General features: G+C 63.6%; 10 protein-coding genes and 1 tRNA gene. 2 read left to right on the top strand and 9 right to left on the bottom strand.

The window, feature by feature from the left end; all coding sequences use genetic code 11:
• Positions 1-36: 36 nt before the first annotated feature.
• The 5 genes from dxs to IVB29_RS07310 form a co-directional block, all read right to left on the bottom strand.
• A complete protein-coding gene (gene dxs / locus IVB29_RS07330) occupies positions 37-1,965 on the bottom strand; it encodes a 1-deoxy-D-xylulose-5-phosphate synthase (RefSeq protein WP_247502721.1) in 1,929 nt (642 codons plus the stop codon).
• Positions 1,966-2,552: 587 nt separating this feature from the next.
• Complete coding sequence (locus tag IVB29_RS07325) at positions 2,553-2,804, bottom strand: exodeoxyribonuclease VII small subunit (protein ID WP_092029222.1); 252 nt, start codon at positions 2,802-2,804, stop codon at positions 2,553-2,555.
• A 74-nt stretch (positions 2,805-2,878) separates the two neighbouring features.
• Positions 2,879-3,808: a histone deacetylase family protein gene (locus IVB29_RS07320; RefSeq protein WP_247502720.1), complete on the bottom strand. Its 930-nt coding sequence runs from the start codon at positions 3,806-3,808 to the stop codon at positions 2,879-2,881.
• A gap of 133 nt (positions 3,809-3,941) precedes the next feature.
• Positions 3,942-5,600 carry a bifunctional metallophosphatase/5'-nucleotidase gene (locus IVB29_RS07315; protein ID WP_247502719.1) on the bottom strand — a complete coding sequence of 553 codons (1,659 nt, stop codon included), beginning with the start codon at positions 5,598-5,600 and terminating at the stop codon, positions 3,942-3,944.
• 227 nt (positions 5,601-5,827) lie between these two features.
• Positions 5,828-6,586, bottom strand: coding sequence for an enoyl-CoA hydratase-related protein (locus tag IVB29_RS07310; protein WP_247502718.1), 759 nt, complete (start codon positions 6,584-6,586; stop codon positions 5,828-5,830).
• A 309-nt stretch (positions 6,587-6,895) separates the two neighbouring features.
• Here IVB29_RS07310 and IVB29_RS07305 point away from each other — a divergent pair, with 309 nt between their 5' ends.
• Positions 6,896-8,131 carry an MFS transporter gene (locus IVB29_RS07305; RefSeq protein WP_247502717.1) on the top strand — a complete coding sequence of 412 codons (1,236 nt, stop codon included), beginning with the start codon at positions 6,896-6,898 and terminating at the stop codon, positions 8,129-8,131.
• A gap of 169 nt (positions 8,132-8,300) precedes the next feature.
• Here the strand turns inward: IVB29_RS07305 and IVB29_RS07300 are convergent, their stop codons facing one another.
• Positions 8,301-10,076, bottom strand: coding sequence for an acyl-CoA dehydrogenase (locus tag IVB29_RS07300; RefSeq protein WP_247502716.1), 1,776 nt, complete (start codon positions 10,074-10,076; stop codon positions 8,301-8,303).
• 242 nt (positions 10,077-10,318) lie between these two features.
• On the opposite strand from IVB29_RS07300, the gene IVB29_RS07295 reads away from it, so the two are divergent.
• Positions 10,319-10,393: transfer RNA gene (locus IVB29_RS07295), tRNA-Gln, on the top strand.
• 372 nt (positions 10,394-10,765) lie between these two features.
• Here the strand turns inward: IVB29_RS07295 and IVB29_RS07290 are convergent.
• The 3 genes from IVB29_RS07290 to IVB29_RS07280 form a co-directional block, all read right to left on the bottom strand.
• Positions 10,766-13,168 (bottom strand): membrane-bound PQQ-dependent dehydrogenase, glucose/quinate/shikimate family, encoded by a 2,403-nt coding sequence (locus tag IVB29_RS07290; RefSeq protein ID WP_256466874.1) that lies wholly within the window; start codon positions 13,166-13,168, stop codon positions 10,766-10,768.
• Positions 13,169-13,468: 300 nt separating this feature from the next.
• Entirely contained in the window at positions 13,469-14,851 is a 1,383-nt protein-coding gene (locus tag IVB29_RS07285; RefSeq protein WP_247502714.1) for a DUF2254 domain-containing protein, read from the bottom strand.
• An 84-nt stretch (positions 14,852-14,935) separates the two neighbouring features.
• Positions 14,936-15,532, bottom strand: a complete 597-nt coding sequence (locus tag IVB29_RS07280) for a PRC-barrel domain-containing protein (protein WP_247502713.1) — start codon at positions 15,530-15,532, stop codon at positions 14,936-14,938.
• Positions 15,533-15,601 lie beyond the last annotated feature (69 nt).

Genomic DNA, 15,601 nt, shown 5'->3' with positions numbered 1-15,601 from the left:
TAGCGGGAGAGGTAAGGGGCAGCATCCGTTCGGCAATTAAGCGAGCTTGACCGTCTCGGTCTTGACGTCCTTGCCGAGCGCCTCGAACACCTTGGCGACGATGCCCTTGGCGTCGAGGCCGGCGCGGCCGTACATCGCGCTCGGCGTGTCGTGGTCCTGGAACACGTCGGGCAGCACCAGCGAGCGGAAGCGCACCATGCCGGTGTCGAGCACGCCCTGGTCGGTCAGGTACTGCGCGACATGCGAGCCGAAACCGCCGATCGAGCCTTCCTCGACCGTGATCAGGACGTCGTGGTCACGGGCGAGCTTGAGCACCAGCTCGGTGTCGAGCGGCTTCATGAAGCGCGCGTCGGCAATCGAGGTGGAGAGGCCGTGGGCGGCGAGTTCGTCGGCCGCCTTCTCGCATTCGGCGAGGCGCGTGCCGAAGGAGAGCAGGGCGATCTTGCTGCCTTGGCGGATCATGCGACCCTTGCCGATCTCGAGCGGGACGCCGACGTCGGGCATCTCGATGCCGCGGCCTTCGCCGCGCGGATAGCGCAGCGCGCTCGGGCGGTCGTTGATCGCGACCTGGGTCGCGACCATGTGCACCATGTCGGCTTCGTCGGCCGCCGCCATGATCACGAAGTTCGGTAAACAGCCGAGATAGGCGTTGTCGAACGAGCCGGCATGCGTCGCGCCGTCGGCGCCGACGAGGCCGGCGCGGTCGATGGCGAAGCGGACGGGCAGGTTCTGGATCGCGACGTCGTGCACGATCTGGTCGTAGCCGCGCTGCAGGAACGTCGAGTAGATCGCGCAGAACGGCTTGTAGCCTTCGGTCGCAAGACCGGCGGCAAAGGTCACCGCGTGCTGCTCGGCGATGCCGACGTCGAAGGTGCGGTCCGGGAAGGCCTTGTTGAAGATGTCGACGCCGGTGCCGGACGGCATCGCCGCGGTGATGGCGACGATCTTGTCGTCCTTCTCGGCTTCCTTGACGAGGCTCTGGCCGAACACGTTCTGGTAGGCCGGTGCGTTCGGCTTGGCTTTCGCCTGGGTGCCGGTGGCGACGTCGAACTTGACGACGGCATGGTACTTGTCGGCGGAGGCTTCCGCCGGGCCGTAGCCCTTCCCCTTCTGCGTCACGACGTGGACCAGGATCGGGCCGGTCTCCATGTCGCGCACGTTTTTCAGCACGGGCAGGAGATGGTCGAGGTTGTGACCGTCGATCGGGCCGACGTAGTAGAAGCCGAGCTCCTCGAACAGCGTGCCGCCGTCCATCATGAAGCCGCGGGAATACTCCTCGACGCGGTTGGCGCGGTTGGCGAGGATCTTGGGCAGGCGCTTGTTGATCTGCTTGGCCGCATCGCGCAGCGTGCGATAGGTCTTGCCCGAGTAGAGGCGCGACAGATAGGCGCTCATGGCGCCGACCGGCGGGGCGATCGACATGTCGTTGTCGTTGAGGATGACGATCAGGCGCGAGTTCATGGCGCCGGCATTGTTCATGGCCTCATAGGCCATGCCTGCCGACATCGCGCCGTCACCGATCACTGCAATAACGTTGTTCTTGCCGCCGGCGAGGTCGCGTGCGACCGCCATGCCGAGGCCGGCGGAGATCGAGGTCGAGGAATGCGCGGCGCCGAACGGATCGTAATCGCTCTCGCTGCGCTTGGTGAAGCCGGACAGGCCGCCGCCGGTGCGCAGCGTGCGGATGCGGTCGCGCCGGCCGGTGAGGATCTTGTGCGGGTAGGCCTGATGGCCGACGTCCCAGATCAGCCGGTCGCGCGGCGTGTCGAAGACGTAATGGATCGCGGTGGTGAGTTCGACCACGCCGAGGCCCGCGCCGAAGTGACCGCCGGTCACCGAGACGGCATCGATGGTCTCCTGACGCAGCTCGTCGGCGACCTGGCGAACCTGCTCGACCTTGAGCTTGCGCAGGTCGTCCGGCGTCCGGATGGTGTCGAGAAGCGGCGTTTTACTGTATTCGTTCACAGCGATTTCCAATTTGTCAGCGCCGGAAGATCGTTCCGGTGCGCGATGGGTTTGCACAATGTCGGCGCAGCGCGAGTCCTAAAACCGTCGGAGCCACCTGCATGGGGCAAAGCCCCGTCTTCAAGCTTAGGTGAGCTTAAGTGCGCTCCGGTTCAGTCTCTGTGATCCCTGTCACTTAGATCGGCTTCGTCCGTCCCAGCTAATTTCATCAGCAATTTGAAGCGCTTGTCGTTGGTAATTGGTGCCCACGCAAGGCTAACAAAAAGCCACGCTCCGGGCAGCTTTACACCAAAGCTTGGGCCAAAGCCAACCCGCCGGGCCGATTACGGGTATGCAGGTGCAACCAGCGGGCCAGATTGGTTAACCGTGGTGCCGGAGCGCAGGTTCCAGCCTTGCCCGGTTCCTCGGCAGGATTTTGGGCGAGAGCAAGGCCTTTTTGGACGGATTCGGGTGGGCGAGACGCCCTCGCGAGGGAGTTCCACGATCGTCGTGCCCGGCCACTTGGCCTGTGAGCGGGATCAGCGGCGTGCGATCATGAAAAAAATGCAGGCGGCCGATGCTTGAGACGGACGGCTTTGACCGGACGCTTACTGGACGTCGAGCGGCGCGGTGCCGGTGGCCTGGCCGCTGGCATCGGTGGTGATCTTGTCGACGCGGGCCTCGGCCTGACGCAGCAATTCCTCGCAGCGGCGCTTCAGCGCCTCGCCGCGCTCGTAGATCGTCACGGATTCCTCGAGCGGCACCTTGCCGTCCTCGAGCCGCTTCACGATCGTTTCGAGTTCCTCGATCGCACGTTCGAACGTGAGCTTGCCAACGTCGACTTGGGTATTTTCGGCCATATCCGTTTCCGATTGCCCGATTCGCATTCCGTGGAGAGAAGGCGGTTTTTGCGGGCTTAATGTGGCGGGCGTCGTCAGGCGCCCATCAGGGCGCCGACATGCGCCGTAACAGATTCTTTCAATCCTTGCAGGTCATAGCCGCCTTCGAGCACGGACACAACGCGGCCACCAGCGGACTTGTCGGCGAGGTCCATCAGCTTGCGTGTGACCCAGGTATAGTCCTCGGCGCGCAAATTCAGCGAGGCCAGCGGGTCGCGGTAATGCGCATCGAAGCCCGCGGAGATGATCAGAAGCTCGGGGCTGAATTTTTCGAGTTGCGGCAGGATCAAATTCTCGAACGCGGAACGGAATTCGGGGCCGCCGTCCTCGGAGGCCAGCGGCGCGTTGACGATAGTGTCGTGGTCGCCGCGTTCGCCTTTCGCGCCGGTGCCCGGAAACAGCGGCATCTGATGCGTCGAGCAGTACATCACGGTCGGGTCCGACCAGAAGATGTCCTGCGTGCCGTTGCCGTGATGGACGTCGAAATCGACGATCGCCGCGCGCTTGATGCCGTATTTGCGCTGCGCGTGGCGTGCCGCGATCGCGACGTTGTCGAAGAAGCAGAAGCCCATCGGCTTGCCGATCTCGGCATGATGGCCGGGCGGGCGCACCGCGACGAAGGCATTGCGATGCTCGCCGTTCATCACCGCTTCGGTTGCCGCCACCGCGCCGCCGACGCCGCGCATCACCGCTTCCCACGTGCCCGGCGACATCGAGGTATCGCCGTCGATATAGACCTGTCCGCTGGTCGGCGCGATGTGGCGCAGCTCAGTGACGTAATGCTCGTTGTGGCACAGCGTCACGAGATCGAGATCGCCTTCCGGCGCCTGGTCGCGCACCAGATACTGAAAACGCTCAACCGACAGCGCTTCCTCTACCGCCCGCAGGCGGTCGGGCCTTTCAGGATGCCCCGGCGGCGTGACGTGGTCGAGGCAGGCCTTGTGGGAGAGGAGAAGCGTGCTCATCAGGTCGGCCTCACAGGATACGGGCTCTTGGCGTCGTTGGCGCATCCGCCGTCAAAACGCAATGCAAAACCCAATCTATGCGTTCCCTAGGGAATGGCAAAGGGTGGTCCTGCTCCGGCCCGTTTGCGCCAGATCAATTCACGCGGAGAATGCGCGTGGGCGGCAGCGGACCGATCGGCCCGTGTGCTCTAAAGAAGGCAAACAGCGCGTCCGCGTCGTAGCCGCCATATTGCGGCGATGTGCCTTGCTTGGCGACCGTAAAGCCGTCGCCGCCGACCGCGAGATAATCGTTGACGGTGACGCGGTAGCCGCTCCCGGCTTCGATCGGCCTGCCATTGAGCGTCATCTTCTCGAGCGCGACGCGCTCGCCGAACGGCTTTGACGCATCCCAGCTGTAGCTGAATCCGTTCGAGACCTGGAGGATCCGCGGGCGCTTCGGATCGAGCCATTGCTGCTCCAGCATGTCCTTGAGTTGGCTGCCTGTCAGCGTCATGGTGACGAGGCGGTTGCGGAACGGCTGGCTCGCGAACAACTCGCCGAACGACACCGCGCCGTTCTCCTTCGGGATAATGTCGGTGCGGATGCCGCCGGGATTGGTGAGCGCGATGACAGCGCTGCCATCCTGGGCCGCCTTGGTCGCGGCGAGCTGTGCGTCCGCGACGACGTCGCCGAGTGCGCTCTCGCCGGCCTCGTTCGGTACGCGCGACAGTGTCTGCGTTACCGATCCGGCCGGGCGATTGGCGATGGGTGCCGACAGCTTGTCATAGGCATCGATCAGCGCGGTCTGCTCGGGATCTTTCGCCAGCGAGGCATTGGCGACGATGACGTTCTCGCCCTTGGCGCCGACGATATCACGCGTAACAGGATCGAGCTTGAGATCGATCGCGGTGACCAGCGTGCCGTATTTATCGCCGCTGGTGACGAGCCGGCCGTCGATTTGACAAATGTAGGCACGGTGTGTGTGGCCGCTGACGACGACGTCGACGGCGCGGTCGAATTTCTTGACGATATCGACGATCGGCCCGGTAATGGCAGGGCATTCATTGTAATCGCCGGCGGGCTCGCCGCCCTGGTGAATCAGCACGACGATTGCTTCCACACCGCGCGCCTTCAGCTGCGGCACGAGCGCGTTCACCGTCTCGGCCTCGTCGCGGAATTCGAGCCCGGCAATGCCTGATGGCGAGACGATGCCCGCGGTCTCTTTCAAGGTCAGCCCGATGAAGGCGACGGGGATGCCCTCGAACTCCCGGATTTCATAGGGCGGCAGCACGCTTTTGCCGGTCGCGGTCTCTACGGTGGAGGCCGCGAGATAATGGAATTTGGCGCCGGTGAAGGGATGCGGCCCCTGGCAGCCGTCGACCGGATGGCAGCCGCCGTTCTGCATCCGCAGCAGCTCGGTCTTGCCCTCGTCGAATTCGTGATTGCCGACCGAGGTGATCGCGAGCCCCATCATCGAGAGCGACTCGACCGACGGCTCGTCGTGAAACATTGCCGACAGGAATGGGCTTGCGCCGATCAGGTCGCCGGCGGCCACGAAGATCGTGTTCTTGTGTCCTTCGCGCAGCTGCTTGACCAGTGTCGCCATGTACTCGGCGCCGCCGGCGGCGACCATGACCTTTTTGGCCTTGTCCTCGGGATCATTGATGCGGATGCCGCCGGGCGGCGGCCGCAGATTGCCATGGAAATCATTGATGGCGAGAATGCGCAGCTCGACGGGCGCGGCGGTCTGGGCCGCAGCGGGGAGGATGGCGAGCGCGAATGTGAGGGCGGTCAGGGGAAGCAGATGTCGCATGGAACAAGATTAGTCGTTCCGCGCGAAGAATTCACGAAGCATTGTCGTGAATGCGCAGTTCTCTTCCTTCTCCCCTTGTGGGAGAAGGTGGCGCGAATCGCCGGATGAGGGGTTGTCTCAGCGAAGTAAAGTGTGAGTTCGAGGAGAGATATCCCTCACCCGTCTCGCCGCTTTGCGGCGAGCCACCTCTCCCCGGTCTGAACACACAGGGGGAGAGGGGAAGATCCTTACCGCTTCTTCCGGTTCGCGAATGCGTTGAACGCGGCCATGGCGTCGTCCGACTTCAAGCGTTCGCCGAACAGGTGCGCCTCCTGGTCGATGCGCCGGGTGAGTTCCTCCGGCGCGGCGCGCAGCAGCTTGCGCGAGGTCGCCACCGCCTCGGCCGGCAGCCGGCAGATCTCGCGCGCCACCTTGCGCGCCTCGACCTCGGTGTGTCCCGGCGAGACCACGGTGTTGACGAAGCCGGCCGCGTGCGCCTCCGCGGCGGTGAAGCTCCGCCCCATGATCAGCATCGCAAAGGCACGCTGATAACCCATCGTGTTCGGCATCAATAGGCTGGCGGCGCCGACTGGCACCAGGCCGAGATGGATGTAGGGCGCGGAGAAGGTCGCAGCGGTCGAGGCCAGCACGTAATCGCAATGGAACAGCATCACGGTGCCCATGCCGATCGACGCGCCATCCACGGCTGCGATGATCGGTTTGCCATTGAGGGCGAGCGAATAGAGAAACTTGGCACCGTTCGACAGCGTCTCCGGGCGCGCCGTGTCGGCCTGGAGAAAATCGTCGATGTCGTCGCCCGCCGTGAACACGCCGGAGCCGCCGGTGATGATCATGCAGCGGATGTCAGGGTTGTTCTGTGCGGTGTCGATCGCGTGGCTCATCTCCCGATACATGTCTTGCGTGATCGCGTTCTTCTTGCCGGGGCGGCGCAAGGTGATCACGCGCGTTCCACGCTCTTCGGTGACGACGATATTGCCACTCGGCATAAAGATCCCCTGAGATCGCCGCGACGCCTGACTTTGGCGAGTCTCGCAAGCTTCAGCCTACATCATCTTGCAGGCGTGCCAATCTGCCCGCACGACCTTTTCGGCGACGATTCCGTGAACCCGGCGCGTGACGCCGCCGTCACGATCCTCTTTCGTCCGGGAACCGCCGCACCTGATCATGCCGGTTGTATCGCTTCGCATATGCAGTTGCGCATTGCAACAAATGGCTACAATGTTTCATTTGAAAAACCGGTGGTTGTAGGGCACGATCTCAGCCGCTGCCGTTCCATTTGGCCGATTGCTCGATTGATGATTGCCGCAACGAGCGTTGACGAATCTTCGCTGCACTATCGCGGCTGGCGCATCGTGCTGGCCTGTTTCCTGATGGCCTTCTTCATGTTCGGCTTCGGCCTCTACGGCCAGGGCGTCTATCTCGCCGAGCTCCAGCGTGCGCATGGCTGGCCGGGCACGCTGGTCTCGGCAGCCAGCACCTTCTCATTTCTCCTGACCTCCGTCCTCGTCATCTTCACCGACGATCTGCTCGCCCGCATCGGGCTGCGGTCGCTGATCCTGTGCGGCCTGTCGGCGCTCGGTGCATCGACGGTGCTGCTGGCGCTGATGCAGACGCCCTGGCAGCTCTATCTCGCCTACGCCCTGATGTCGGTCGGCTGGACCGGCATGGGCACGGTGGTGATCGCGACCCTGCTGAATGCCTGGTTCGAGCGGCGCCGCGGCCTCGCGCTCAGCCTGGCCTTCAACGGCGCGACCTGCGGCGGCATCGTCCTCGTTCCGCTGCTGCTGTCGCTGTCTGACAGCATCGGCTTCCGCTCCGCCATGCTGGCGGCGACGATGGCGATGGTGGTGCTGGTGCTGCCGGTGGTCGTGATCTTCATCGGCTGGCCGACGCAGATGTCGGCGGCATCGGGCGGGCGTTTGTCCGCCGACGGGCAGACCTCGCGGACATCCCGCAGGACACTGCTCGCCAACGCGGCGTTCTGGACCATGGTGCTGCCGATCGCGATCGCGCTGCTGGCGCAGATGGGATTCATCATCCACCAGGTGACGTTCCTCGAGCCGCTGATCGGGCGCTACGCGGCAGGCCTTGCGGTCACCATCATGGCGGCGATGGCGGTGGTTGGGCGCCTCTCGCTCGGCCTGTTCGTCGACCGGCTCGATCCCAGGCTCGCCTGCGCGGCGTCGATGACGAGCCAGGCGGCCGCGCTCTTCGTGCTTCTCCAGAGCACCAGCCCCACGGTGCTGCTGGTGTGCTGCGCCATCTACGGCTTCTCGATCGGCAACATGATCACGTTCCCGCCCTTGATCATCCAGCGCGAGATCGGCTCTGCCGCCTTCGCCGCCGCGATGGGATTGGGCACCTCGATCAGCGGCGTCGTCAGTGCCTTCGGCCCGGGCATCGTCGGCCTCGTGCGCAGCGTGACCGGTGACTACACGACGGCGTTCGCGATGTGCGTCGTGCTGGATCTCGTGGCCGCGGGCGTCGTGCTGTGGCGGCCGGGAAGGCGTGCGAAGCTCGCGGCGCCGTAAGGGCGCTGCATCCAGCACATTTGGTGTCATCGCCCGCCTTGTGCGCACTTGCGCACTGGAGCGGGCGATCCAGTATTCCGAGACGTCAGTTGTTTATCGAGAGGCCGCGGCGTACTGGATTCTCCGCCTTCGCGGGGAATGACAGCGGAGATTTAGGAGCCCGCTCCGCCTACAACAACACCGCATCCGCCGCCGCGACCGACTCCGCACTCTCCGTCACCGTGCGCTCGAGCGCGCTGGCCTGCACACTGATGTTCTCGGCGAAGAAGCGCGCGAGCGAGACGTAGCGTGCGGCGTCCGTATTGCCGTCGGCTTTCGCCGCGAGCGCTTCAGAGGCCAGCATGCAGCCGCCGAGCGTCGCGCCGAACTGCTGGAGATACGGCGTCGCACCCGCGAGCGCCTCGTTCGGTGCGGAGGCAACACGCTCCAGCAGCCATTTGCTGGTGCGCGTCAGCGCCTCGAGCGCCTCGCGTAATTTCACGCCTGTGGTGCCGAATGCGGGATCGTTGGAGGCTTCGACTTGGCTGACGGTCGCCGCGAGCTCGTCGAGCAGCGCCCACACCGACGCTCCGCCGTTCGCCGCAAGCTTGCGCGTCACGAGGTCGATCGCCTGGATGCCGTTGGTGCCCTCGTAGATCGCGGTGATGCGGGCATCGCGGTAATGCTGCGCGGCGCCGGTCTCCTCGATGAAGCCCATGCCGCCATGCACCTGCACGCCGAGATAGGCGACCTCGTTGCCGATATCGGTGGAATAGCCTTTTGCCATCGGCGTCAGCAGCGCCGCGCGCGCGGCCGCATCAGCGCGGACCTTGGGATCCCTGGCGCGCGTCGAGACGTCGATCGCCACGGCTGTCGCATAGCAGATGGTGCGCGCGGCGGCGGTCTGTGCCCGCATCCGCATCAGCATGCGCTTGACGTCGGGATGCACGAAGATCGCGTCCGAGCCGTCGCCCTTCTTGCCGATGGCGCGGCCCTGCTTGCGCTCCTGCGCATAGGCCAGCGCCTGCTGATAGGCGCGATCGGCGACGCCGACGCCCTCCAGGCCGACGCCGAGGCGGGCCTGGTTCATCATCGTGAACATGCAGCGCATGCCCTGGTTCTCTTCGCCGACGAGGAAGCCGATCGCGCCGCCATGATCGCCCATGGTCATGGTGCAGGTCGGCGAAGCATGCATGCCGAGCTTGTGCTCGACGCCGGAGGCGAAGATGTCGTTGCGCTGCCCCAGCGAGCCGTCTTCATTGACCATGAATTTCGGCACGAGGAACAGCGAAATCCCCTTGGTGCCGGCGGGCGCATCGGGCAGGCGCGCCAGCACGAAATGCACGATATTGTCGGTCATATCGTGCTCGCCATAGGTGATGAAGATCTTCGTCCCCTTGATGCGATAGGTGCCGTCGGCCTGCTTCTCCGCACGCGTGCGTAGCGCACCGACGTCGGAGCCGGCCTGCGGCTCGGTCAGCTGCATCGTGCCGGTCCATTCGCCGGAGACGAGCTTTTCGAGATAGATCTTTTTCAGCTCGTCGCTGCCATGCGCATCAAGTGCCTCCATTGCGGATGCCGTCAGCAGCGGGCAGAGGCCAAAGGCGACGTTGGAGGCACTCCAGATTTCGGTGCAGGCAGCGTTGATCGCGATCGGCAGGCCCTGGCCGCCGAAATCTTCGGGGCCGGACACTGCGTTCCAGCCGCCCTCGGTCCAGCGCTTGTAGGCATCGGGCCAGCCCGGCGCGGTCGTGACCTTGCCATCGCTAAGCTTGATGCCGTGCTCGTCGCCGACCTTGTTGAGCGGCGCCAGCACGTCGGTTGCGAACTTGCCGGCCTCTTCCAGCACCGCTGCGACGATGTCGGCGTCGAAATCGCCGTAATGGCCGGCCTCCATGGCCGCCTTCAGGCCGGCGCCATGGTTGAGCGACAGCAGCATGTCAGAGATCGGCGCGCGGTAGGTCATGGCTCACTCCCGTGGACATCATTGGCGCCGTATTCCCATGAAACGGGGGAGGTCTCAACTGTCGGGACGGTCCGGTCCGGAACGGGTTCGCCCGGACCCATAATAAGGTGTGGTGTGGGCGCCCCTGGGGCTGTGGTATTTTGCCCTCCAGGCGGTTGAAATGCTGCGCCGCTCCCTATAGACCGGCTGCGACCATCGGGAATCTGCGGGTGCCAATTCTTCCGCCGGACCCGGTCGCCTGATGGGGCGTAGCCAAGCGGTAAGGCAGCGGATTTTGATTCCGCCATTCGGAGGTTCGATCCCTCCCGCCCCAGCCAGCACGTAAGCTGTTGAGTTCGCTTCTAAGCAGCCCATTTCCGCCAAGGTTTTCAGGGCCGTTTGGAGATACGGATTCTGAGCTCGGTCCGGTCCGAACTAGATCGCGTCGTACAGCACGATGACCTCCGTCGCTTCCATCCCAACATATATACTCGGGAGACGGGCCGGCGCAGATCGGCTACGCCGTCATCGTAGGATAGAGTACCCCGGCGAACAAATCGGATATCGCTCCCAAGAGCGCGCTTTCGTTTCCAAGCGCCGGCTCACACGCTCGGAACGCCGCTGCGTGTCCCCACGTCTTTCTGAAAGCTCACAACGAGCGCGATCTTGCCTCCCTGCAGCGCCGCGGATTGTGAACTAGGGTAGTAGCATTATTTAGCCGGCAAGGCGTACGCCACCATGGAATCGCCGATCGGCGTTTCCATGAAATGGTGACCGCCGGCCATGATGACGAGATACTGGCGGCCGCCGGCCTCATAGGTGATCGGCGTGGCTTGGCCGCCGGCCGGAAGCACGTCCTCCCACACGGTCTTTCCGGTCTTGATGTCGATGGCGCGGATCAGATTGTCGGTCGTCGCTGCGATGAAGATCAGGCCGCCGGCGGTCACGACGGCACCTCCATTATTTGGCGTCCCGATCCTGATCGGCAGCATCGAAGGGATCCCGAACGGGCCGTTCGTCCGGGCTTCACCCAACGGACGATCCCACAGCGTCCTGCCGGTCTTCAGATCGATGGCGCGAATTCCGCCGTACGGCGGCTGCTTGCACAACAATCCGGTGCCCGGCAGCCGCCAGCCGGCATTGACGTTGATCGCATATGGGGAACCGAGCTGCGGATCGCCGGCGCCTTCTTGCCCGCCGATTTCGCCGCGCGCCTGGTCCCGCGGCGCCCAACCAAGACGATTGGCCTCGTCGTGCGGCACCAGTCGATTATAGTTCGGCATGTCATTGTAATTGGCAACGATGATGTCGCGTACGGGATCGATGGCGATGCCGCCCCAATCGGAGCCGCCATTATAGCCTGGATATTCAATCCAGTGCGGGCTGGCGGTGGGGGGCGTGAAGATGCCCTTGTAGCTCGCCTGACGAAACTGGATACGGCAGATCATCTGGTCGATTGGCGACATACCCCACATATCCTGCTCGGTGAGATCGGCCTTTCGCAAGGTATGATAAAGCGAGAATGGCTGCGTCTTGGCGCGCTGCGCCGGCTCAACGCCGCCTTGCGGCACCGGTCGCTCTTCAACGCCGACGAGCGGCTTGCCCGTGCGGCGGTCGAGCACGAAAATGTCGCCGCGCTTGCTCGGCAGCAGCAGCGCCGGCACCGGCGCACCATTGTCCGTCGGGAAGTCGACCAGTGTCGCTTGAGAGCCGAGATCGTAGTCCCAGACGTCATTGTGCACGGTCTGGAAATGCCAGGCGGGCTTGCCGGTCGTAACATCGAGCGCGACCAGCGATGTCGCGAACTCCTTCTCCCGGTCAGAGCGGCTGCTGCTCCAGTAGTCGACGGCCGAAAGCCCAAGCGGCAGATAGACAAGTCCCAGCTCCTCGTCGCCGGAGGCGGTCGTCCACATGTTGGGCGTGCCCCTGGTGTAGGTTTGTCCAACCGGCGGTGGCGCGCTTGCATCCGGCTTGACCATGTCCCAAGCCCAACGCAACGCCCCCGTCTGCACGTCGTAGCCCTGGATCACACCCGAGGGCGCGTCCCGTTTTTGCCCGTCGAGTACTTCGTGCCCGATGACGATGACGCCGCGAACAATCGTCGGCGCCGAGGTAATCGCGAACATGCCGGGATCGTGCCGGCCAACGCCCGTCGCGGTGTCGACCTGTCCGTCATATCCGAATGCTTCGCAGCGCTTGCCGGTTTTCGCATCGATTGCGATCAGGCGTGCGTCGAGCGTGCCTTCGATGATGCGGCTGGCACAGGCCGCGCCCTGATCGGCATTGGACAGTTCGTAATATGCAAGGCCTCTGCAAGCTGCGGTGTACGGGATGAACTCGTCCGGGACGCGCGGGTCAAATCGCCAGATCTGCTTGCCGGTCTTGGCGTCGACGGCGATAACGATGTTCTTGGGCGTGCAGACGTAGAGGTTATCCCCCACCTTGAGCGGGGTGTTCTCTGCGCCGTATGTGCCCTTTGTGTTCTTGGTGGGCAAGTCGCCGGTATGAAAGGTCCAGACCTTGGTGAGCTTGGCGACGTTCGTCGAGTTGATCTCGTCGAGCGGCGAATAGCGGCGCGCACTGTAGCTGCCGCCATAGGCAGGCCAATCTGCGCCTGTCTTCAGAGGCGAAGGGTCGGCCATCGCGACGGTCGGAGACGGCATGACGCGAGGAGCGGCGCTTGCCGGCCGAAAAGCACCGGTCATCAACACAGTTGTGGCTACCAGCAGGACAAGCCCCGCGGCGATCGTGGCCGCAGCTTCATACTGGTGCCGAATGGGGCGAAGCTTCGGCGTGAGCGCCAGGACGGCGATCAGCAAGATGGCCGGTCCAACGGTCCGGGGCACCAAGGCCCAACCGTTAGCGCCAACTTCCCAGAACGCCCAGGCGAGGGTGAGCAGGAAGAGAACAAGGTAAAGCCATGCGCCTTCAACGCGCCGGCGGGCCAACAGGAGACCCGAGAGGATCAGGACGATTCCGCTGGGCAGATAATAGAAGGAGCCTCCCAACCAAAGCAGCCATGCTCCGCCGGCTCCGAGCACGAGGCCGATGAGAATCATGATTCCTCCGAGAATGAATGCCGCCCAATCTGCTGCGCGATGTCTCTGAGCCATGCCGGTTACTCGTCATCTGTTGATTACTTTGCTCCAGATCCAAAGTGCGTCCGCCGCTTTGGTTCCTGCATTTGCGGGTACGCTTCCGGACCACGGAGCGCCGTTGGCTCGGGGAGGCGATGAGCTCAAGCGACCCTCAGCAGCCCGCTCGGTCGGCTATCTTGATTTCGGGTTCATGCTCATTCTCAACGTATGAGAACACGTCCGCTGGCTATCAAAGGACCTGCGGCTCGCTCGGCCCAGTTGCCGTGTCGATGACATGGCTCTAGGTCGCCTATTCCGTCCTGGCGGGCGCTGAACTTAACGCTGAGATCGGAAGGCGACTGTCTCAGCGGTAGCCTTGGGCGCCTCATCGTCACCCGGCAGAGGCAAGATCTGTTCGGTGAATTGCCCCATCGGACCTGCCCGGACCATTAGAGCAAACAGCTGATGTCGGCGTTCGACATCCTCCCTGTCGCTGCGAGCGGCAATCAGGCGACGAGCGTCCGCAAGGACGAGGTCGGCGTGGTCAGAGAGCGCCGAGAGCCGGGTGGCATCGCGCTCGCAGCTTGCGACCTGGGTCATCACCTCGATCATTCGGATCGATATTGCAGGCTGGGCGCCTGCGCTTTGCCGGATCATATGAAACATCGTCCCGAGCAGTTGATCGTATTGCACATGCGGCACCACCAGCACCGGCCGACTTCCTCTGATCGACACTCCTGATGGCAGATGCAGGGGGACGAGATCGCAGAGCGCCGCACCCAACCGATCCAAGACCGAGAGCGCGGTGTGTGGATCGTTGATGCCAGGCGAAAGCGCCCTCACCGCGACTTCAACGAGTTGCCGAACGGCGAAGCGCAGATCGGAAGCGATGCTGCTTGTTGCGCCCAGCGCCGTCGCATTCCGGATAGCCGCTTCAGCACCGTCGACGGGAGGATTAACCAGAGCGACGGTCGCCCCCGGAAAAACATAGTCGCCGGGGCCGATCAACAGCCGAATGGTGGCTCTATGCTTGGCTGCCCAGGTGGCCAGGCCCTCTTCGTCCAGATGCTGCAGATAACCGCGCCGCGAGTCCTTCAGAGGCAGGGAGCCGATCCAGTACTCGCCCGGTGGAGGCTTCGGCTGCGGATCCTGGACCGTTAGTTGGCGCATAGCGCTGCGGAGGTCTTCACTGACGAGTTCGACGACAGTTTCAACGTTGATCCGGCCGGCGACGTGACCGACGAAGTAGACGAGCGTTGCCACGCAGGCCAATGCGAGCAGAATTCCAGCGCTCAATGATAGATGAGGGACGAAGCCGCCTTCCGGCTCTGTCCGGACGCTTCTCAGCACGACGAGAGCGTAACAGAAGGTGCCGAGCAGCATCCCCAGCGTGAGTTGATTGCCGCGATCGCGCGTGAAATTGCGCAGCAGTCGCGGCCCCATCTGACCTGCAGCGAGAGACAACGCGGCAATGGTGATCGAGAACACCGTTCCCGCGACACCGATCGTCGCGCCAGCTACGGTGCCGAGCAGGGTGCGAGCGCCGGTCGCGCCGCCGTCGTACAGCCAACCCTGTAGATTCGAGAGAGAGACCGGGTTGCTCTGGTCAATATGAACGAGGGTGAAGGCGCCGATCAGGCTGCAAAGCACCATGACCATAGGCAACAGCCAGAATGTCTCGCCAAGGTCAGCCAGCAGTTTTTCAGCGCGGGCGAGCATATTTTGAGCCGCATAACCACATCGAACCTGGAACCAACAGCCGGGAGGTGGAGCGGTTCCGCCCAACCGCTCCACCTCAGAAGATTACCCGTTGCTGGGGTACTTGAATTCAGGCGCCGACTTCAACTGGTCGGCCGTGGTGTCCATGGTCGCGGTCCACTTGTTGGCCGCATGATCGAACTTCAGATTGATTGCCGAAGGCCGCACTGCAACGTAGTGGTCGCCAAGGCCCAGGAACCCTCCCACCGAGAGGATATAGCCGTCGATGCCGTTCTCGTTTAGCGCGACGTCCTTGATCGTGCCAATGTCCTGTTTGGCGTTGTTGTACACCTGCAGACCCATCAACTGCGAGCTCAGGCCGTCCTTCGGCGGCACCGAAGTGAAGACTCCGCCCGGGCGATCCGAAGTTGCGTCGGCGCTGTTGCTGGATGAGTTTGAATTCGAAGAGGACTTCTGCGCGTTAGCGCCGACCGTTTTCACCTCGGCGAACGTATTTGGACCAACGAACATTGTCACCGGATTGCCTGATCGATCCCTGGCCCCCACCAGGAACGACTGCGGCCGTACCTTGACGTCGGTGAAACCTGCCTGTTGCAGGTCGTTGACCATCTGTTGCCGAGTGCTCGCTTGACCAGGGTCGGACTGGACCGCGTCCGCCTTGTTGCCCCCCTTGTTTGTCATGCTGTTTTCAGCGCGTTGGTCGGCGCGGCTTTACGAGCGAACTGGTGCAGTCACGCCTTTGAACGCAGC

The sequence above is a fragment of the Bradyrhizobium sp. 1 genome (assembly GCF_023073315.1).
Classification (GTDB): Bacteria; Pseudomonadota; Alphaproteobacteria; order Rhizobiales; family Xanthobacteraceae; genus Bradyrhizobium.
Note: the sequence above shows the minus strand (reverse complement) of the source record. Positions and strands in the feature narration are given on the sequence as shown.

Excerpts from the sequence above, each read along its gene's own strand:
- IVB29_RS07325 (WP_092029222.1), bottom strand. The coding sequence starts at position 2,804 with ATGGCCGAAAATACCCAAGTCGACGTTGGCAAGCTCACGTTCGAACGT.
- IVB29_RS07320 (WP_247502720.1), bottom strand. The coding sequence starts at position 3,808 with ATGAGCACGCTTCTCCTCTCCCACAAGGCCTGCCTCGACCACGTCACG.
- IVB29_RS07315 (WP_247502719.1), bottom strand. The coding sequence starts at position 5,600 with ATGCGACATCTGCTTCCCCTGACCGCCCTCACATTCGCGCTCGCCATC.
- IVB29_RS07310 (WP_247502718.1), bottom strand. The coding sequence starts at position 6,586 with ATGCCGAGTGGCAATATCGTCGTCACCGAAGAGCGTGGAACGCGCGTG.
- IVB29_RS07305 (WP_247502717.1), top strand. The coding sequence starts at position 6,896 with ATGATTGCCGCAACGAGCGTTGACGAATCTTCGCTGCACTATCGCGGC.
- IVB29_RS07300 (WP_247502716.1), bottom strand. The coding sequence starts at position 10,076 with ATGACCTACCGCGCGCCGATCTCTGACATGCTGCTGTCGCTCAACCAT.
- IVB29_RS07290 (WP_256466874.1), bottom strand. The coding sequence starts at position 13,168 with ATGGCTCAGAGACATCGCGCAGCAGATTGGGCGGCATTCATTCTCGGA.
- IVB29_RS07285 (WP_247502714.1), bottom strand. The coding sequence starts at position 14,851 with ATGCTCGCCCGCGCTGAAAAACTGCTGGCTGACCTTGGCGAGACATTC.
- IVB29_RS07280 (WP_247502713.1), bottom strand. The coding sequence starts at position 15,532 with ATGACAAACAAGGGGGGCAACAAGGCGGACGCGGTCCAGTCCGACCCT.